At 74.5% G+C, this 17901-nt stretch carries 17 protein-coding genes; 6 read left to right on the plus strand and 11 right to left on the minus strand.

All coding sequences use genetic code 11. The features are described from left to right. Positions 1 to 580 precede the first annotated feature (580 nt). A complete protein-coding gene (gene tyrS, locus F6X68_RS18915) occupies positions 581 to 1867 on the minus strand; it encodes a tyrosine--tRNA ligase (protein WP_151455549.1) in 1287 nt (428 codons plus the stop codon). 105 nt (positions 1868 to 1972) lie between these two features. On the opposite strand from tyrS, the gene F6X68_RS18920 reads away from it, so the two are divergent. Beyond that, entirely contained in the window at positions 1973 to 2356 is a 384-nt protein-coding gene (locus F6X68_RS18920; protein ID WP_192581459.1) for a PaaI family thioesterase, read from the plus strand. A 50-nt stretch (positions 2357 to 2406) separates the two neighbouring features. On the opposite strand, the gene F6X68_RS18925 is transcribed toward F6X68_RS18920, so the two are convergent. From F6X68_RS18925 to F6X68_RS18935, 3 genes are all read right to left on the minus strand, one after another. Beyond that, positions 2407 to 3726: a hemolysin family protein gene (locus tag F6X68_RS18925; protein WP_151455539.1), complete on the minus strand. Its 1320-nt coding sequence runs from the start codon at positions 3724 to 3726 to the stop codon at positions 2407 to 2409. A 131-nt stretch (positions 3727 to 3857) separates the two neighbouring features. Continuing rightward, on the minus strand, positions 3858 to 4502 hold the full coding sequence (locus F6X68_RS18930) for a YgjV family protein (protein ID WP_151455540.1): 645 nt from the start codon (positions 4500 to 4502) through the stop codon (positions 3858 to 3860). A gap of 53 nt (positions 4503 to 4555) precedes the next feature. After that, positions 4556 to 5038: a GNAT family N-acetyltransferase gene (locus F6X68_RS18935; RefSeq protein ID WP_132240206.1), complete on the minus strand. Its 483-nt coding sequence runs from the start codon at positions 5036 to 5038 to the stop codon at positions 4556 to 4558. Positions 5039 to 5322: 284 nt separating this feature from the next. On the opposite strand from F6X68_RS18935, the gene F6X68_RS18940 reads away from it, so the two are divergent. The 3 genes from F6X68_RS18940 (at position 5323) to F6X68_RS18950 (ending at position 10000) form a co-directional block, all read left to right on the plus strand. Further along, complete coding sequence (locus tag F6X68_RS18940) at positions 5323 to 8070, plus strand: cation-transporting P-type ATPase (protein WP_151455541.1); 2748 nt, start codon at positions 5323 to 5325, stop codon at positions 8068 to 8070. A 49-nt stretch (positions 8071 to 8119) separates the two neighbouring features. Beyond that, positions 8120 to 9016: a universal stress protein gene (locus tag F6X68_RS18945; protein WP_151455542.1), complete on the plus strand. Its 897-nt coding sequence runs from the start codon at positions 8120 to 8122 to the stop codon at positions 9014 to 9016. A 126-nt stretch (positions 9017 to 9142) separates the two neighbouring features. Continuing rightward, entirely contained in the window at positions 9143 to 10000 is an 858-nt protein-coding gene (locus F6X68_RS18950) for a universal stress protein (protein ID WP_151455543.1), read from the plus strand. A gap of 48 nt (positions 10001 to 10048) precedes the next feature. Here F6X68_RS18950 and F6X68_RS18955 read toward each other — a convergent pair whose 3' ends face one another. The 3 genes from F6X68_RS18955 to F6X68_RS18965 form a co-directional block, all read right to left on the minus strand. Continuing rightward, on the minus strand, positions 10049 to 10672 hold the full coding sequence (locus F6X68_RS18955; protein ID WP_151455544.1) for an FMN reductase: 624 nt from the start codon (positions 10670 to 10672) through the stop codon (positions 10049 to 10051). After that, positions 10669 to 11784, minus strand: coding sequence for an LLM class flavin-dependent oxidoreductase (locus tag F6X68_RS18960; RefSeq protein WP_132240199.1), 1116 nt, complete (start codon positions 11782 to 11784; stop codon positions 10669 to 10671). Before F6X68_RS18960 ends, F6X68_RS18955 begins: the two co-directional genes overlap by 4 nt. A 166-nt stretch (positions 11785 to 11950) precedes the next feature. Next, positions 11951 to 12628, minus strand: a complete 678-nt coding sequence (locus F6X68_RS18965; RefSeq protein ID WP_192581458.1) for a DNA-3-methyladenine glycosylase — start codon at positions 12626 to 12628, stop codon at positions 11951 to 11953. A 45-nt stretch (positions 12629 to 12673) separates the two neighbouring features. Here F6X68_RS18965 and F6X68_RS18970 point away from each other — a divergent pair, with 45 nt between their 5' ends. Together F6X68_RS18970 and F6X68_RS18975 are read left to right on the plus strand one after the other, a co-directional pair. Beyond that, positions 12674 to 13090 (plus strand): DNA-binding protein, encoded by a 417-nt coding sequence (locus tag F6X68_RS18970; RefSeq protein WP_151455545.1) that lies wholly within the window; start codon positions 12674 to 12676, stop codon positions 13088 to 13090. 50 nt (positions 13091 to 13140) lie between these two features. Then, the gene (locus tag F6X68_RS18975) at positions 13141 to 13497 is read left to right on the plus strand and encodes an MmcQ/YjbR family DNA-binding protein (RefSeq protein WP_132240196.1); all 357 of its coding nucleotides are present in this window, start codon (positions 13141 to 13143) and stop codon (positions 13495 to 13497) included. A 40-nt stretch (positions 13498 to 13537) separates the two neighbouring features. Here F6X68_RS18975 and argH read toward each other — a convergent pair whose 3' ends face one another. The 4 genes from argH to argF are packed head-to-tail and all read right to left on the minus strand — an operon-like array spanning position 13538 to position 17707. Next, the gene (gene argH / locus F6X68_RS18980; RefSeq protein ID WP_151455551.1) at positions 13538 to 15001 is read right to left on the minus strand and encodes an argininosuccinate lyase; all 1464 of its coding nucleotides are present in this window, start codon (positions 14999 to 15001) and stop codon (positions 13538 to 13540) included. 14 nt (positions 15002 to 15015) lie between these two features. Next, positions 15016 to 16221, minus strand: a complete 1206-nt coding sequence (locus F6X68_RS18985; protein WP_151455546.1) for an argininosuccinate synthase — start codon at positions 16219 to 16221, stop codon at positions 15016 to 15018. Further along, positions 16218 to 16733 (minus strand): arginine repressor, encoded by a 516-nt coding sequence (locus F6X68_RS18990; protein ID WP_151455547.1) that lies wholly within the window; start codon positions 16731 to 16733, stop codon positions 16218 to 16220. Before F6X68_RS18990 ends, F6X68_RS18985 begins: the two co-directional genes overlap by 4 nt. Beyond that, positions 16730 to 17707 carry an ornithine carbamoyltransferase gene (gene argF, locus F6X68_RS18995; protein ID WP_151455548.1) on the minus strand — a complete coding sequence of 326 codons (978 nt, stop codon included), beginning with the start codon at positions 17705 to 17707 and terminating at the stop codon, positions 16730 to 16732. Before argF ends, F6X68_RS18990 begins: the two co-directional genes overlap by 4 nt. Positions 17708 to 17901 lie beyond the last annotated feature (194 nt).

Raw genomic sequence — 17901 nt, forward strand, 5'->3', positions numbered from 1 at the left:
ACCGAAGCCTGACCAGTCCGGGGTATAAATCATAATTGGCACTGGCTTATCAAGCACCCTGTTGAGTTCTCAAAGAACAACCACACACCGCCCAGAAACCCCACACCGTGGAGCACCCGACCCGGGGCATTTCGTTCACCGCGTCCGGCGCTTTCCGCGCCGGGCACTTTTACTACGTTACCCGGTGGTTTCCGCCGTGTCAAACCGCTTCGTAGCGATCCGCACCACTTCAACCCAATTTCCGGGCGCCACGCGGCATCGGCTTGCGCCGTTGTCGATCGTGACTTCCGGCAGGCCGGCCGCTGCGGTCTCCCGCGAGCTCGCCCGGTTCCCTACCGGCGATGAACCATACCCGGTCGGCTCCGCCTCGCCAAATCCGCCTCGCGGCGGATCCGGGGCACCGCCCGGTCACGGGCCGGTGAGTGCAACTCGCCGGACCCGAAAGCTCGTTGCCGCGCCCGGCCTCCGGTTACTTTGCCCCGGTTCGTCCGTTCCGCGCTGGCAGAGAGAAAGTTACGCCCCCGGCGGATCGATCGTCAAATCCACCGGGGGCGTCCCGCGTCACGTCGGGACCGTACGGCTAACCGCGCAGCTCGACCCCGGCGAACGACCGCTTGCCGCGACGCAGCACCAGGTACCGGCCGTGCAGCAGGTCACCGGGGCCGACGGTGGCGTCGGTCTCCGTGATCCGGGTGTTGTTCACGTAGGCGCCGCCCTCGGCGATCACCCGGCGCGCCTCCTTGAGGCTCGGCACCAGCCCGGAGTCCCGGAGCAGCCCGGCGACGTCGGGCAGCTCGTCGACGTGGACGAGGCCGGCCTCGGTCAGCGCGGCCCGCAGCGTCGCTGGCGCCAACCCGTCCAGGGAGCCGCGGCCGAAGAGCGCCTGGCTCGCGGCGACCACCTGTGCCATCTCCCGTTCCCCGTGCACCAGCGTGGTCAGCTCTTCGGCGAGCGCGCGCTGCGCCGCCCGGCCCGCCGGCCGTTCGGCGGTCTCCTTCTCCAGCGCCTCCAGCTCGTCGCGGGAGCGGAAGCTGAAGTACCGCAGGTAGCGGCCCACGTCCCGGTCGTCCACGTTGACCCAGAACTGGTAGAACGCGTACGGGCTGGTCATCTCGGGGTCGAGCCAGATCGCGCCGCCCTCGGTCTTGCCGAACTTCGTGCCGTCGGACTTCGTCACCAGCGGCGTGGTGAACGCCTGCACGGGCCCGGCACCGCGCCGGCGGACGTAGTCGACGCCGGCGGTGATGTTGCCCCACTGGTCCGAGCCGCCGAACTGGAGCCGGCAGCCGTGCCGGCGGTGCAGCTCGAAGAAGTCGTTGGCCTGGAGCAGCTGGTAGCTGAACTCGGTGAAGCTGATGCCGCTCTCCAGCCGCGCCTTGACGACCTCCCGGGCCAGCATCTTGTTGACCGGGAAGTGCTTGCCGACGTCGCGGAGGAACTCGACCACCGACATCTCGCCGGTCCAGTCCAGGTTGTTGACCAGTTGCGCCGCGTTCTCCCCCTCGTACGAGACGAAGGGGGCGAGCTGGTCGCGGATCCGCGCCACCCAGCCGGCGACCACCTCGGGCGGGTTGAGGCTCCGCTCGGCGCTCTCCTTCGGGTCGCCGATCTGGCCGGTGGCACCGCCGACGAGCAGCAGCGGCCGGTGCCCCGCAAGCTGGAGCCGACGTGCCGTGGCGACCTGCATGAGGTGGCCGACGTGCAGGCTCGGCGCCGTCGGGTCGAAGCCCACGTAGTAGGCGGCGGAGCTGCCGTCGAGCAGCGCACGCAGCTCGTCGAGGCCGGTGGAGTCCTGGATCAGGCCCCGCCACCGCAGGTCGTCGGTCAGGGAGTCCCGCCCGGGCGGCGGGGGGCTGCTGTCGGTCACGGTCACCGATTCTCCCCCATGACCGGGGACGGAGCGTACCGGGTTTGCCGGGTGGCCGGCGGCGTAGGCTGGCGGCGTCGTGATCAAGGAGGGAACGCCGTGGACATGCCGGATCTGACGGGTGGCTTCGTCGCCCTGCTCGGCCTCAAGCTCGACGAGGTCGACGGCGACCGGGTGGTGATCCGTTGGCAGGTCCGCCCCGAGCTGCACCAACCGTTCGGCATCCAGCACGGCGGCGTGTACTGCTCGGTGGTCGAGACGGCCGCCAGCATCGGCGGGTCGCTGTGGCTCGGCGAGCGCGGACGCGTCGTGGGCGTGTCGAACCAGACGGACTTCCTGCGCGCGGTCCGCGACGGCGAACTGACCGCCGTGGGCACCCCCGTGCACCGGGGGCGCAGCCAGCAGCTCTGGCAGGTGGAGATCACCGACGCCGACGCCCGGCTCGTGGCCCGCGGCCAGGTCCGGCTGCAGAACCTCTACCCGGCCTGACCCGCCGAGGCGCGTGACGGCGCCGGCCGCAAGGCGGCAGCGGGGGCGCGTCAGCCCCGGGCCTCGTCCAGCACGGCCTCGGCCTCGTCGGGCGCCGGCTCGGCCCCCCGGCGCAGCCGGACCCCGACGATGGCGCGGTGGTCGATGCGGGTCACCTCCAGCTCCCAGCCGTCCACGACGACGCTCTCGCCCGCCACGGTGGGGATGTGGCCGAGGCAGGCGAGCAGGAGGCCCGCGATGGTGGTGTAGTCGCCGCCGGGCCGGCTGGGCAGCTCGACGCCCAGATCGACGAGGTCGTGCACGGGGAAGGTGCCGGGGAGCAGCAGGGCACCGTCGGGCTCGGTGCGCACGGAGCGCACGTCCCGGTCGGTCTCGTCGTAGATCTCCCCGACGATCTCCTCAAGGATGTCCTCCAGGGTGACGATCCCGTCGACCGCGCCCCGCTCGTCCACCACCAGGGCGATGTGCTGGCGTTCGGCCTTGAACTGTCGCAGCGCGTCCACCACCGGCAGGGAGTCCGGCAGCAGCATCGGCGGGCGGGCGCACTCGTCGACCGGCCGGTCCTCGGGGACGCCGACGAGGTCACGCAGGTGGATCACGCCGACCGCGTCGTCGAGGCCGCCGTGCCGGACCACCGGCGCCCGGGAGTGGCCGGTGGCGGCCAGCAGCAGCCGCGCGGCCTCCGCCGTGGTGCCGCTGTCGAGCGTGAAGACCTGCAACCGGGGTACGAGGACCGCCCGCAGCTGGCGGTCGGCGATCTCGACGGCGCCGGCGATGATGGTCCGCTGCTCCTTGGTGAAGCCGTGGTTGCCGGCGACGATGTCCCGCAGCTCGTCAGGGCCGATCTCGTCGGGCTCGTGCTTCGGGTTGAGCCCGACGAGGCGTACCACCAGGTCGCTGGTGGCGCCGAGGGCCCAGACGGCCGGCCGGGTCACGGAGGAGAGCAGGTCGAGCGGGCGGGCCACCAGCAGGGCCCACCGCTCGGCGGCCTGCATGGCGATCCGCTTCGGGGCCAGCTCGCCGAAGACCAGGGTGACGAAGGTCAGCGCCAGGGTGACCGCCACGATCGCGACGGTCTCGGCGGCGCCGCCGAGCGCGCTGAGGAGCGGTACGAGGGGCTTGGCCAGCGACACCGCCGCCGCGGCGGAGGCCAGGAAGCCGGCGAGGGTGATCCCGATCTGGATGGTGGCCAGGAAGCGGTTCGGGTCCTTGGCGAGCCGGGCCAGCACCCGTCCGGCCCGGCTGGTGCGTTCCAGCCGCTGGATCTGGCTGTCCCGCAGCGAGACCAGGGCCATCTCGCTGCCCGCGAAGACCGCGTTGAGGACGACCAGGACGCCGACCAGGGCCAGTTGGGTCCAGATGCTCTGCACGCCCGGCTCTCCTCACGCGGGACAGGTGCCCGCCGGCACGACGGGCACCGCCGGCCGAAGGCCCCGGCCGGCGTAGGGCACTCTGTGCCCACCGGACCGACCGGCGAATCCTCGCCCCGGGCGGGATGTGATCAGATCCGCCCGGCGACCGGCGGGGCGGGCAGGTCGAGGGCGTACGAGCGGCCCTCGGGGCGGAAACCCAGCCGGTGGTAGTACGGGGCGACCATGCCGGGCGGGGTGATCACCCGACGGAAGCCGCGGTCGGTGAAGAGGCTGCTGCGCCGGTAGACGAACTCGCCCGGGGTGAAGTCCCGGAACCGCCGGGTCACGTAGTCGAGGTCGACCTGCGCCACGCCGTCGGCCTCGGCGTGCGACAGCACCACGCCGACCACCTCGTCGGCGCGTACGACCAGGAACGCCGAGCGTTCGGCGGCGGTGCCGGGCGGCCAGCGGAAGCCGGGGTTGAACCGGGCGATGTCGGCGGCGTGCACACTCAGCGTGTGGGCCAGGAACTGGTCGTCGACGCCGACCTCGACCACCTGGTAGGTGGCCTCGTCGTGGCGGGTGGCGAGCATGGTCCGCAGGTACCAGACGTTGATCACGGCGAGTACGACGTTCAGCCCGACCATGGGCCAGACCTGCACGGCGGCGTTGTAGCCGATCAGGATCAGACAGCCGACCAGGTTGAGGGCACGCAGCCGGAGGATGCGCGTCTGCAGCAGCGACCAGACCAGCAGCGCGGAGCCGGTCCAGCCGATCAGTTCCAGCCAGTTCACCCCGCGAGAGTAGTGCTCGCGCGGATGCGGTGACCCGGCGGGCGGCGGGCGGGTCAGTCGCCGGCCAGCTCCAGCACCCATTCCTCCACCTCGGTGCCCCGGCCGTTGGCATACCCCCGGTCCTCGCCGATGACGACGAAGCCGCACTTGCGCAGCACGGCGAGCGAGGCGCGGTTGTCCTTGGCGGCGCGGGCGTGCACCGGCCGTTGGGGCAGCTCGCGCAGCAGCGCGGCGAGCGCCGCGGTGGCGTGGCCCCGGCCCCAGCGTCGCGGGTCGATCCAGTAGCTGACCTCGGTGCGCCCGTCGGCCGGGAACGCGACCACGTGGCCGACGACCTCGTCGCCGACGACCACGGTGCGCGGGACGTTGCGCTCGTCGGCGCGCACGCGGCGCCAGTGGGCGTCGAAGCGCTCCCGGTCGGCCGGGTCCTCCGGGCCGAAGGCGGCCATCCAGTTGGCCTCGGCGTCCTGCTCGTGGGCGAAGAAGTGGGGCAGGTCGTCGTCGCGGACGGGGCGCAGGCGCAGCTCGGCGGTCACGGGCCCGAGGATAGGGCCGACCACCGACAACCGGGCCGCTGGCCGCCCGGCCGGCCGGGACGCCCGGTGGCCCGGTGGCGCTGCCGGATCCGCGTCGCACCGGACCGCTGGCCGGGACGCCCGGTGGCGCTGCCGGATCGGTGTCGCACCCGCGCGCCGGCCGTGAGCGGCAGGGCCGTTGGTCCCGGGTCAGTCGGGCGGAACTCCCCTGGCCGGTGCCGTCCGGCGGGACGAGGGTGGGATCGGGACGGTGCGCCGCGACGGCGCCGGCAGGGCGGAGGGCGATGTGGGACGGTGCGGAGAACGGCGGCCACGGGGGCGTACCGGTGCCCGCTGACACGTCGACCAGGCCGGCGGCCGGGCTCAGCTCGGCGGAGGCCGCCGTCCGACTGCGCGCGGACGGGCCGAACGCGGCGGTCGCGCCGGCCCGGCGCCGTCTGGGCGGGCGCGTCCTGCACCAGCTCAGCGACCCGTTGGTGGTGCTGCTGCTGGCCGCCGCCGTGGTCACCACCGTGCTGCGCGACTACCCGGACACCGCGGTGATCGTGCTGGTGGTGCTGGTGAACACCGCCATCGGCGTGGTGCAGGAGGTCCGCGCCGACCGGGCGATCGCCGCGTTGGACCAGCTCGCCGCGCCCACCGCCCGGGTCGTCCGGGACGGCCGGGACGTCGTCCTGCCCGCCGCCGACCTCGTCCGTGGTGACCTGGTGCGGGTCGAGGCCGGCGACGTGGTCCCGGCGGATCTGCTGCTCGCCGAGGCGGCCCGGCTGAGCGTCGACGAGTCGGCGCTGACCGGGGAGTCGGTGCCGGTGACCCGGGCCGTGGGCGAGGAGGCCAGCGCGGGGACCGTGGTCACCACCGGGCGGGCCACCGGCACGGTGGTACGCACGGGCGCCGCGAGCGCGCTCGGCCGGATCACCGCGCTGGTGGCGTCCACCCGGCCCGCCGCCACCCCGTTGCAGCGCCGCCTCTCCGCGCTCGGTCGGGTGCTCGGCTTCGCCGCGGTGGTGCTCTCGGGGCTGGTCTTCGTCATCGGCGTCGTCGGCGGGCGGCCGGTGGTCGACATGGCGGTCACCGCAGTGAGCCTCGTGGTGGCGGCCGTGCCCGAGTCGCTGCCAGCGGTCGTCACCCTCGCCCTCGCCCTCGGCGCCCGCCGGATGGCCGGGGCACGGGCCATCCCCCGCCGGCTGCACGCGGTCGAGACGCTCGGCTCCGTCACCATCATCGCCTCCGACAAGACGGGCACGCTCACCGAGGGCCGGATGGCGGTGCAGCACGCCGTCACCGCCGGCGGCTCCCGCTACGGCGTCACCGGCAGCGGTTACGCGCCGCAGGGCGCGGTGCACCAGGGGGGCGCGCCGGTGGCCGTACCGGACGACCTGCGCAGCCTGGCGCGCGCCGGGCTGCTCTGCAACGACGCGACCCTGGCTACGCCCACCGACGAGCGGCCGGAGTGGGCCGCCGTCGGCGACCCGCTGGAGGCGGCCCTGGTCGCCTTCGCCGGCCGGTGCGGCCTCGACCCGGAGCTCACCCGGTCGGCGTGGCCGCGCGTCGCGGAGCACCCCTTCGACCAGGAGCTGCGCCGGATGACCACCGTGCACCGCTCCTGCGACCGGCGGTACCTGGTGGTGTGCAAGGGCGCGCCGGAGAACGTGCTGGCCGCGCCGCTGGTCGACGCCTCCGCCGAGGAGATCGCCGAGCTGACCGCCGTCGCGCACCGGCTGGCCGCCGAGGGGCTGCGGGTGCTGGCCATCGCGTCCGCCGTGGTGGACGCCCCGCCGGCCGATCCCGCCCGGCCGGTCGGGCTGCGGCCCGTGGGGCTGGTCGCCGTCGGCGACCCGCTGCGCGCGGGCGCGGCCGACATCGCGGGCAGCTTCGACGACGCCGGGGTCCGGCTGGTGCTGATCACGGGCGACCACCCGGCCACCGCCGCGGCGATCGGCGGCCAACTGGGGCTATGGCGCGAGGGCGACCCGGTGGTACGCGGGGACGACGGCGACCCGGCGCGGGCGCACCCGCAGGCGCGGGTGTTCGCGCGGACCCAGCCGGAGCAGAAGCTCGACATCATCGCCGGCCTCCAGTCGCGGGGGCACGTGGTGGCGATGACCGGCGACGGGGTGAACGACGCCCCCGCGCTGCGTCGCGCCGACATCGGGGTGGCGATGGGCGGCGGCACGGAGGTCGCCCGGCAGGCCGCCGACCTGGTGCTCGTCGACGACGACCTGTCCACGGTGGCCGCCGCGATCGGTGAGGGTCGCCGCATCTACGACAACATCCGGCGCTTCCTGCGCTACGCGCTCTCCGGCGGGGTCGCCGAGATCGCCGTGATGCTGCTCGGCCCGCTGTTCGGGCTGGCCGTACCGCTGCTGCCGGCGCAGATCCTCTGGGTGAACCTGCTCACCCACGGCGTGCCGGGGGTGGCGCTGGGCGCGGAGCCGGCGGCGCCCGGCACCCTGCGCCGGGCGCCGCGCTCCCCGTCGGAGTCGGTGCTCGGGGCCGGCCTGGGCCGCGACGTACTGGTCACCGGCGCTCTGATCGCCGCCGTGGTGCTCGGTGCCGGCGTGCTCGCCGCGCACTGGGACCGGCCCTGGCAGTCGGTGGTCTTCGTGGTGCTCGGCCTGGCCCAGCTCGGGGTGGCGCTCGCGGTCCGCGCGCCGCGACCGCGCGGGGCCCGGCGCGGCAACCTGGCGCTGCCGGTCGCGGTGGCGGTCTCCGCGCTGCTCCAGGTCGCCGGGGTGCTGCTGCCGCCGCTGCGGGAGCTGCTCGGCACGCAGCCGCTCGACGCGGCGGAGCTGCTGGCCTGCGCCGCCGTCAGCGTGCTGCCCGGGCTGGTGCTGCGGCTGGCCCGCCGCCCGGGTGGCGGCGACGGCCCGGCGGACGCGCCCCTGCCGGACGGGGGCACCCGGGGTCCGGACGCGGTGGCCGGTGTCGGTCGGCCCGCGCGGCGCGTGCCGGTGTCGGACGGCCCGGCCGGTGACCGCCAGCCTGCGATTCGGGACCAAGGTCCCGCTGGTCGGGACGACCGCCTCTGACGGGTAGCGTGCGGACGAAGCAGGCTGAAGGTGGACGAAGGAGGAGTCGATGACCATCAACACCGGTGCCCCCGTCGTGGTGGGTGTGGACGGCTCGGCCGCCGCGCTCGACGCGGTCCGGGCGGCGGCGCGGGAGGCGGCGGAGCGACAGCGTCCGCTGCGGGTCGTGCACGCCTTCATCTGGCCCCTGACGCGCGCCCCGCTCGGTGCCGCCGAGGGCGCGCCGGCCGGCGCCGGTCTGCGCAACCAGGCCGAGCGGTACGTCGTCGAGGCGATCGCCGAGGCCACCAGGACCGCCCCGGACGTGCCGGTGACCGGCGTGGTGGTCGACGGCGCGGCGACCCCCGTCCTGCTCGGGGAGTCCCGGGACGCCGCCCTGCTGGTGCTGGGCCACCGGGGCCTGGGCGGTTTCGCCGGGCTGCTGCTCGGCTCCGTCACCGTGCAGGTCTCCGCCCACGCGCAGGTCCCCGTCCTCGTGGTGCGCGGGGAGCAGCGCGCCGACGGCCCGGTCGTGGTGGGCGTCGACGGCTCCGAGTGCTCCCTCGAGGCCGTCGCGTTCGCCTTCGAGGAGGCGAGCCGCCGGGGTGCCCCGCTGCTCGCCGTGCAGGCCTGGCTCTATCCCACGCCGGTCGGCCCCGGTGACGTCCTGCCCCTGGCGTACGACCTGGACGCCTACGCCGCGGACGAGGAACGGGCCCTCGCGGAGTCCGTCGCCGGCTTCGCCGAGCGCTACCCCGACGTGCCGGCGCAGCACCGGCTGGTCCGCGGCTCCCCGGGCGGCGTACTGGTGGAGGAGTCGAAGAAGGCCCAGCTGGTGGTCGTGGGGGCGCGCGGCCGGGGCGCGCTGGGCGGGCTGCTGCTCGGCTCGGTCAGCCACGCGGTGCTGTACCACGCGCACTGCCCGCTGGTGATCGTGCGGCACCCGAAGCGGGCCGACGCGTCCTGATCCGGTCACCGCACCGCGACGCCGTCGCGTCGGCCGCTCCCCCGGCCGGCGCGACGGCGTCGACGCAAATGCCGGCGGGTCGGCGGTGCCCCGTCGACAATGGCCTGATCGATCTCTGGAGGGCTCATGAACCGACCCGTGGTGGTGGGTGTGGACGGATCACCGGCGAGCCTGCTGGCGGCGGAGCACGCCGCCCGGGCCGCCGTGCTGCGGTCCCGCCCCCTGCACCTGGTGCACGGCTACCTGCATCCGCTCGGTTACGGCGTGCCGGTCAACCCGTACGACCTGGGGTTGCCGGCGCCGACCGAGGAGGCGCAGAAGATGTTGGAGACGACGGCCGCCGACCTCGCCGAGCGCTGCCCGGGGCTGACCGTCGAGGTACGCCAGGTGGCGGGCGGGCCGGGTGCGACGCTGGTCGAGGAGTCCCGGCGGGCCGAGCTGGTGGTGGTGGGCAGCCGGGGGCTGGGCGGCTTCGCCGGGCTGCTGCTCGGCTCGGTCGGCACGCAGGTGGCCGCCCACGCGCACTGCCCGGTGCTGGTGGTGCGCCCCGCCGAGGAGCCGATCCCCGTCGCCGGGCCGGTGCTGGTCGGGGTGGACGGGTCGGAGCCCGCCGAGCTGGCGGTCGGGTACGCGGCCGACGAGGCGGCCCGCCGGGGCGACGGGCTGGTGCTGTTGCACGTCCAGCCCCCGGACCGCGCGCCGGCGGACGAGGCGACGGACACGCACGCCGCCGAGCTGCTGGCCACCGCCGCGGCGGCCGTCCGGGGCAGCCACCCGGGGCTGGCCGTGGAGGAGCGGGTGCTCCGGGCGCCGAAGGCCGAGCAGGCACTCGTCGAGGCCAGCGGGGACGCGGCGCTGGTGGTGGTCGGCTCCCGGGGCCGGGGCGGGTTCGCCGGGCTGCTGCTCGGCTCGGTCAGCCAGGCCCTCGTGCAGCACGCGCACTGCCCGGTGCTGGTGGCCCGCCCGTACGGTCACGCTCGCTGACGTGCCCCGACCCGCCGGCCCCGGGCGGGGCCGGCGGGTCGGCGGCGATCAGTGGTCCCGACCGCCGAGCAGCTCGTCGAAGCTGGTGGTGAGGGCGAACGGGTCGGCGGGGCCGGTGGACGCCGGCCGCCGGTGGACCTGATCGGCCAGCTCGCCGCCGGCGCGGACGATCCGCGCCCGCAGCGCACCGTCGGCGGACCCGGCGGACCAGTCCTCCGGGGCGGCGAAGACCGCGGTGGGGACCACGACGGACCGCAGGTGGGCGAACATCGGACGCAGCGCGTGCTCCAGCGCCAGCGAGTGCCGGGCCGTTCCACCGGTGGCGCCGACCAGCACCGGCCGGTCCGCGAGCGCGCCGGATTCGACCAGGTCGAAGAACGACTTGAACAGCCCGTTGTACGAGGCGTGGAAGATCGGCGTGACGGCGATCAGCCCGTCCGCGCCGGTGACCGTGTCGAGCACCTCCCGCAGCGCGGGCGACGGGAAGCCGGTCAGCAGGTGGTTGACGATGTCGTGGGCGTGCTCGCGCAGCTCGACGGGGCGGACGTCGACGTCGTCGCCGCGCCGGGCCAGCTCGTCGCGGGTGGCCACGGCGAGCTGGTCGGCGAGCAGCCGGGTCGACGAGGGCCGCCCCAGCCCGGCCGACACCACGGCGAGGGTGCGGCGGGTCATCGGCCCGCTCCCGTCCCGGCACGATCCGCGGCGTCGCCGCTGGTGGCGGCGTCCCGCAGGGACGCGTGGGTGGGCGCGGCCGGCACGTGCGCCGGGCGCAGCGACTCGAACTCCTTGCGCAGCACGGGGACGACCTCCTCGCCGAGCAGGTCGAGCTGCTCCAGCACGGTCTTCAGGGGCAGGCCGGCGTGGTCCATCAGGAACAGCTGGCGCTGGTAGTCGCCGACGTAGTCGCGGAAGCCCAGCGTACGGTCGATGACCTGCTGCGGGCTGCCGACGGTCAACGGGGTCTGCGCGGTGAACTCCTCCAGCGACGGGCCGTGCCCGTAGACGGGCGCGTTGTCGAAGTACGGCCGGAACTCCCGCACCGCGTCCTGCGAGTTGCGCCGCATGAACACCTGCCCGCCGAGGCCCACGATGGCCTGGTCGGCGGAGCCGTGACCGTAGTGGGCGTAGCGCTGCCGGTAGAGCCCGACCATCCGCTGGGTGTGCTCCTTCGGCCAGAAGATGTGGTTGGCGAAGAAGCCGTCGCCGTAGTAGGCGGCCTGCTCGGCGATCTCGGGGCTGCGGATCGAGCCGTGCCACACGAACGGCGGCACGCCGTCGAGCGGGCGCGGAGTCGACGTGAACGACTGCAACGGGGTGCGGAAGCGGCCCTTCCAGTCGACCACGTCCTCGCGCCAGAGCCGGTGCAGCAGGTCGTAGTTCTCGATGGCGAGGGGGATGCCGTTGCGGATGTCCTGGCCGAACCACGGGTAGACCGGCCCGGTGTTGCCGCGCCCCATCATCAGGTCCACCCGACCGTCGGCGAGGTGCTGGAGCATCGCGTAGTCCTCGGCGATCTTCACCGGGTCGTTGGTGGTGATCAGCGTGGTGGAGGTGGAGAGCAGCAGGCGCTCGGTGCGGGCGGCGATGAAGCCCAGCATGGTGGTGGGCGACGACGGCACGAACGGCGGGTTGTGGTGCTCGCCGGTGGCGAAGACGTCGAGGCCGACCTCCTCGGCCTTGAGCGCGATCGTGACCATCGCCTTGATCCGCTCATGCTCGGTCGGCTCGCGACCGGTGGTCGGGTCGACCGTGACGTCGCCGACGGTGAAGACTCCGAACTGCATGACCAGCTCCTCGCGTTGTCCCTGGCCGGGGCCGCTGCGGCGCCCGGACGCACCGCACAACATGTTTGACGAGTCAACTATTCCGCCACCGGAGGCACCGCCGGTGGCCGCCGCCACGCCTCCCACGCCCTGCACGTCGATCACGCGGCGGGCGTGCCCGGACAGGTCAGCGGCTACGCGGCACGTGCCGGCGGTAGGCGCTGACCGTCGGGTCGCCGGCGATCCAGAACCGCCACGGCACGTCGTGCGCGCCGGTGACGCCGACGCGCGGCCCGGCGGCGACCGCCTCGCCGGGCACCGGCACGTCGGCCGGGCGCAGGCGAACGGGACCGTCGCCGAGCAGCCAGCGGCCGTAGGCGCTCTTGTCGATGCCCAGGGCCGCGCAGAGCCGGGCGGGCCCGCGCGCGAGATCGACGTCCCGGCGTACGGCGGGGCGCCGGGCGCGGGCCGTCTCGACGCCGTCGACCACCTCGCCGGCGCGCAGCAGCACCGCCGAGGCCTCCCCGTCGGGCCCCGTGACGACGTTCATGCACCAGTGCATGCCGTAGGTGAAGTAGACGTAGGCGTGCCCCGCCGGCCCGAACATGACGGCGTTACGCGGGGTGCGGCCCCGGTGCGCGTGCGAGGCCGGGTCGCCGGCCGTCCCGGCGTACGCCTCGACCTCGGTGATCCGGACGGTCACGTCGCCGGCGGTCAGCCGGCAGCCGAGCAGGCCCCGGGCGGCCGGCACCACCGGGCCGGCAAGCAGGTCGGCCAGCCCCGCGAGGTCGGCGGGCCGGCGCTGGGAGTACGCCACCACGAGCCCGACCCTATCCGCCGGCGCCGCCCGACGCCGAGCAGTCATCAACACTTCGTTGACAACGTGACGTTGACGTGATGGAGTGCTCGCATGACTGACTCCTTCACCGGTCCCGACCCGAGCCGGGCCAGGGCACACCGCACCTACGAGGCGCTGCACCGGATCACCGAGCGGCACGCCGGCACCGAGACGCGGCGCCGCCGACACACCAACCCCTACGTACCGGACACCTACGAGGCGGTCGCGCTCGTCACCGCCCTCGCCGCCGGCGGGGCCGAGGTCGAGCCCGACGAGGAGCCCGTCGACGAGGCGGACCTCGTCGCGGCGCTCACCCTCGTCCCGCACCTGCGCGCCGAGGTCGACACGATGGAGGCGGGGCTGCTGACGCTGGCCCGCAGCCGCGGACTGACCTGGCAGCAGATCGCGTACGGGCTCGGGCTGGGCAGCGCGCAGGCCGCCAAGCAGCGCTTCGAACGGCTCTCCGCCCGCACCGCCACCACCGAATGACGCCGCCGATGGACGAGACTGGGCGCGGGATCGGTGTCGAGGAGGACGCGATGACGCGCGAGGAGATGCTGGCGTACTGCCTGGGGAAGCCGGGGGCCTGGCTCGACCGGCCGTGGGAGGGCGACGAGGTGGTGAAGGTCGGCAGCCGGATCTTCGCCTTCCTCGGCTCCGCCGGCGGCGACCAGCCGACCGTCGGGGTGAAGTGCGGCCCGAGCCGGGACGTGGCCGACGAGTGGCTGCACCGGCACCCGGGCGACGCGCGGCCGTCGCCGTACATCGGGCGCGCCGGCTGGAACACGCTGCGCCTGGCCGGCGGGATCGACGAGGAGGAGCTGATCGAGGCGGTCGACGCCTCGTACGACGCGGTGGTGGCGAAGCTGCCGAAGCGGGAGCGCCCGGCGGGCTGAACCCCGCGCGACGCCGACGGCGCCGCGCGGGGTCGGCGACTCAGCGGGGCACGACCCGCTCGGCGGCCCACTCCCGCCAGGTGGCGAGCTTGTCGGCGGCGGCGGCGAGCTGGTCGGCGACCGGCCCGGGACCGGTCGAGCCGGGCGTGGTCCGGGCGGCGAGCGCCGAGCGGACCGAGAGCACGTCGCGCACCGACGGGTCGAGGTGCTCGCTGACCGCCGCGAGGTCGTCGTCGCTGACCTCGTCGAGGGCGCAGTCCCGGGCCACGCAGAGCGCCACCAGCCTCCCGGTGATCTCGTGCGCGTCGCGGAACGGCACGTTCCGGCGCACCAGCCAGTCCGCGACCTCGGTGGCGAGGGAGAACCCGACCGGCGCGGCGGCCACGAGCCGGTCGGCGCGTACGGTCATCGTGGAGATCATCCCGGCGAGCGCCGGCAGCAGCAGCTCCAGGGTGTCGACCGCGTCGAAGGCCGGCTCCTTGTCCTCCTGCATGTCCCGGTCGTAGCTCATCGGCAGACCCTTGAGCATGGTGAGCACGCTCATCAGCCCGCCGACGAGCCGGCCGGACTTGCCCCGGGCCAGCTCGGCGATGTCCGCGTTCTTCTTCTGCGGCATGATCGACGAACCGGTGGCGAACGCGTCGTCCAGCTCCACCCAGCCGAACTCCTGCGACGTCCAGAGCACCACCTCCTCGCCGAGGCGGGACAGGTGCACCCCGATCAGCGCGGTGACGAACAGGAACTCGGCGACGAAGTCCCGGTCGGCGACCGCGTCCATCGAGTTGGCGAAGGACGTGCGGAAGCCCAGCTCCTTGGAGACGGCCACCGGGTCCAGCGGCAGGCCGGAGCCGGCGAGCGCGCCCGCGCCGAGCGGGCTGACCGCCGTGCGGTGGTCCCAGTCGCTCAGCCGCTCCAGGTCGCGCAGCAGCGGCTGCACGTGGGCCAGCAGCCAGTGCCCGAACGTGACCGGCTGGGCGTGCTGCAGGTGCGTCATGCCGGGTGCGGCGGTCTCCACGTGCCGCTCGGCCTGCTCGACCAGGGCCTCGGCCAGCTCGACCAGCCGACCGGCCACGCCCCGGGCGTGGTCGCGCAGGTAGAGCCGCAGGTCGGTGGCGACCTGGTCGTTGCGGGACCGGCCGGCGCGCAGCTTGCCGCCGAGGCTGCCGAGCCGCTCCAGCAGGCCGCGCTCCAGGGCGGTGTGCACGTCCTCGTCGTCGACCGTGGGACGGAACTGCCCGGAGGCGCAGGCGGCCTCCAGGTCGTCCAGGGCGGCGAGGATCCGGCCCAGTTCGTCCGGGTCGAGCAGGCCGGCGCCCGCGAGCACCCGGGCGTGCGCCCGGGACGCCGCGATGTCGTACGGGGCCAGCCGCCAGTCGAACTGCACGCTCACCGACAGGCGGGCCAGGGCCTCGGCGGGGCCGCCGGCGAATCGGCCGCCCCACAGGCTCGTGCGGTTGGTGGCGGCGCTGTTCTCGGTCAGGCTCTTGTCGTCCACGGCGCCCATTCTGGTGGTCATGGTCAGCAGCCGCCCAACCGGGCGTCCCGTGCGGCGGCCATCTCGCTCGGCAGGCCCCAGAGCCGCACGAAGCCCTTCGCCAGGGACTGGTCGAAGGTGTCGCCGGTGTCGTAGGTGGCCATGCCGAAGTCGTAGAGGCTGGCCTCGGAGCGGCGTCCGGTGACGGTGGCCCGGCCGCCGTGCAGGGTCAGCCGTACCTCGCCGGTGACGTGCTGCTGCGCGTCGTCGATGAACGCGTCCAGCGCGCGCTTCAGCGGCGAGAACCAGAGGCCGTCGTAGACCAGCTCCCCCCAGCGCTGGTCGACGCCGCGCTTGAACCGGGCCAGGTCCCGCTCCACGGTCACCGCCTCCAGCTCCTGGTGGGCCGTGATCAGCGCGATCGCGCCCGGCGCCTCGTACACCTCGCGGCTCTTGATGCCGACGAGGCGGTCCTCGACCATGTCGAGCCGGCCGACGCCCTGGGCGCCCGCGCGCCGGTTGAGCTCCCGGATCGCCTGGTACGGGGTGACGGTCTCGCCGTCGATCGCCACCGGCACGCCGGCGTCGAAGGTGATCACGACCTCGTCGGCGTCGCGTTCCTGCGCCGGGTCGCAGGTGTACGAGTAGAGGTCCTCGACTGGCGCGTTCCAGATGTCCTCCAGGAAGCCCGTCTCGACGGCGCGGCCCCACAGGTTCTGGTCGACGGAGTACGGGGACTTCGCCGACACGTCGATCGGCAGCCCCTTCTCCTCGGCGAAGGCGATCGCCTTGTCCCGGGTCCAGGCGAAGTCCCGGGCCGGCGCGACGATCCTCAGGTCGGGGGCGAGCGCGCCGAGGCCGACCTCGAAACGGACCTGGTCGTTGCCCTTGCCGGTGCAGCCGTGCGACACGATGGTGCCGCCGTGCTTGCGGGCCGCGGCCACCAGGTGCTTGACGATCAGCGGCCGGGACAGCGCGGAGACCAACGGGTAGCGGTCCATGTAGAGCGCGTTCGCGCGGATGGCCGGCAGGCAGTACCCGGCGGCGAACTCGTCGCGCGCGTCGACCACCTCCGACTCCACGGCGCCGCAGTCCAGGGCGCGCTGCCGGATGGCGTCGAGGTCCTCGCCGCCCTGCCCGACGTCCACCGCCACGGCGATCACCTCGGCGCCGGTCTCCTCGGCCAGGTACGGGATGGCGACGGAGGTGTCGAGCCCTCCGGAGTAGGCGAGCACAACCCGCTCGGTCATGGTGTGGTGTTCCCTTCGACGTTCTCTTCGCGGCGGGCCCAGCCGGCGAGCTTGTCGCCGAGTGCGGCCCCGCCGACGGCCTCGCGGGCCACGACGAGGATGGTGTCGTCGCCGGCGATGGTGCCGACGATCTCGGGCAGGCCCGCCCGGTCCAACGCGCTGGCAAGGTAGTGGGCTGCGCCCGGCGGGGTGCGCAGTACGGCGATGTTGCCGCTGGCGTCGACCCCGTTGAGCAGCTCGCGCAGCAGCCGGACCAGCCGGGCCGGTGCCGCCTCGGCGTCACGCAGCGGCCGGTGGCCGTCCTCCGGGATGAGGTAGACGGCCCGCCCGTCGCCGCCGCGCGCGGTGACCGCGCCCAACTCCTTGAGGTCCCGGGAGAGGGTGGCCTGGGTGACCTGGATGCCGTCGCCGGAGAGCAGGTCGGCCAGCTCGGTCTGCGAGTGGATCGCCTTGTCGCGGATCAGCTCGACGATGCGGGCGTGCCGGGCGGCACGGGTCAGCGGGGCGGTCATGGTGTCTCCCTGGTCGCGGCGACGCCCGACGCCGCCGCGTCCGGGGCGGCGGGCGCGGCCCCGAGGAGGAACGTCAGCAGCGCCTTCTGGGCGTGCAGCCGATTCTCCGCCTGGTCGAACACGACGCTCTGCGGGCCGTCGAGCACCTCGTCGGTGATCTCCTCGCCCCGGTGCGCGGGCAGGCAGTGCAGCACGACGGCGTCGGGCGCGGCGTGCCCGAGCAGCGCGGCGTTGACCTGGTACGGCAGGAACGGGGTGATCCGGTCCAGCCCGTCGTCCTCCTGCCCCATCGAGGTCCAGGTGTCCGTGGCGACCACGTCGGCGCCGGCCACCGCCGCCACCGCATCGGTCAGCGCCTGCACCGAACCCCCGGTGCCGGCGGCGATCTTCGCGGCCCGGGCGACCACCTCCGGGTCGGGGCCGAAGCCCGCCGGCCCAGCGACCCGGACGTGCATGCCGGCGGTCGCTCCGGCGAGCAGGTACGAGTGGGCGAGGTTGTTCGCCGCGTCGCCGACGTACGCCAGCGTCCGCCCGGCGGTGCCGCCGCAGTGCTCGCGGACGGTGAGCAGGTCGGCCAGGAGCTGGCAGGGATGGAAGCCGTCGGTGAGCGCGTTGACCACCGGCACGCTGGCGCCGTCGGCCACCTCGGCGATCCGGTCGTCGCCGTGGGTACGCAGCACGATCGCCGCCACGTAGCGGGACAGCACCCGGCCGGCGTCGGCCAGCGTCTCGCCCCGCCCGAAGTGGGTGACCTGGGTGTCCACCACGAGGGGGTGTCCACCCAGCTCGGCGATGCCCACGTCGAACGAGAACCGGGTACGCAGGCTCTGCTTGTCGAACAGCACCGCCACCGACCGGGGCCCGGCCAGCGGCCGGTGACCGAACCGGTCGGCCTTCATCCGCGCCGCCAGATCGAGCACGGCCGACTGCTCGGCGGGGCTCAGGTCGTCGTCCCGCAGGAAGTGCCGGATCACGCCCCCGCCTCCGTCGTACTCGACATCGCCACGGTGGGCGCGGCGGGCGGCGTCGAGATCTTGGTAGGTTCCGGCCCCTGGAGGGGCCGTTTCTCACCAAGATCTGGTGCAGAGTCGGCGGCGCTGGCGGCGGCAGCCGGGGATGCGCCGGCAGCCGCCGGGACGGAGCCGGCGGCAGGGACGGAGGCGGCAGG

Source organism: Micromonospora sp. AMSO12t (assembly GCF_008806585.1).
Lineage (GTDB): Bacteria > Actinomycetota > Actinomycetes > Mycobacteriales > Micromonosporaceae > Micromonospora > Micromonospora reichwaldensis.

Coding starts and splice junctions, on each gene's coding strand:
- F6X68_RS18960 (WP_132240199.1), bottom strand. CDS start 11,784: ATGCAGTTCGGAGTCTTCACCGTCGGCGACGTCACGGTCGACCCGACC.
- F6X68_RS18940 (WP_151455541.1), top strand. CDS start 5,323: ATGTGGGACGGTGCGGAGAACGGCGGCCACGGGGGCGTACCGGTGCCC.
- F6X68_RS18920 (WP_192581459.1), top strand. CDS start 1,973: ATGCCGGATCTGACGGGTGGCTTCGTCGCCCTGCTCGGCCTCAAGCTC.
- F6X68_RS18985 (WP_151455546.1), bottom strand. CDS start 16,221: ATGACCGAGCGGGTTGTGCTCGCCTACTCCGGAGGGCTCGACACCTCC.
- F6X68_RS18970 (WP_151455545.1), top strand. CDS start 12,674: ATGACTGACTCCTTCACCGGTCCCGACCCGAGCCGGGCCAGGGCACAC.
- F6X68_RS18975 (WP_132240196.1), top strand. CDS start 13,141: ATGACGCGCGAGGAGATGCTGGCGTACTGCCTGGGGAAGCCGGGGGCC.
- F6X68_RS18945 (WP_151455542.1), top strand. CDS start 8,120: ATGACCATCAACACCGGTGCCCCCGTCGTGGTGGGTGTGGACGGCTCG.
- F6X68_RS18965 (WP_192581458.1), bottom strand. CDS start 12,628: ATGACTGCTCGGCGTCGGGCGGCGCCGGCGGATAGGGTCGGGCTCGTG.
- argH (WP_151455551.1), bottom strand. CDS start 15,001: ATGGGCGCCGTGGACGACAAGAGCCTGACCGAGAACAGCGCCGCCACC.
- F6X68_RS18950 (WP_151455543.1), top strand. CDS start 9,143: ATGAACCGACCCGTGGTGGTGGGTGTGGACGGATCACCGGCGAGCCTG.
- F6X68_RS18955 (WP_151455544.1), bottom strand. CDS start 10,672: ATGACCCGCCGCACCCTCGCCGTGGTGTCGGCCGGGCTGGGGCGGCCC.
- F6X68_RS18990 (WP_151455547.1), bottom strand. CDS start 16,733: ATGACCGCCCCGCTGACCCGTGCCGCCCGGCACGCCCGCATCGTCGAG.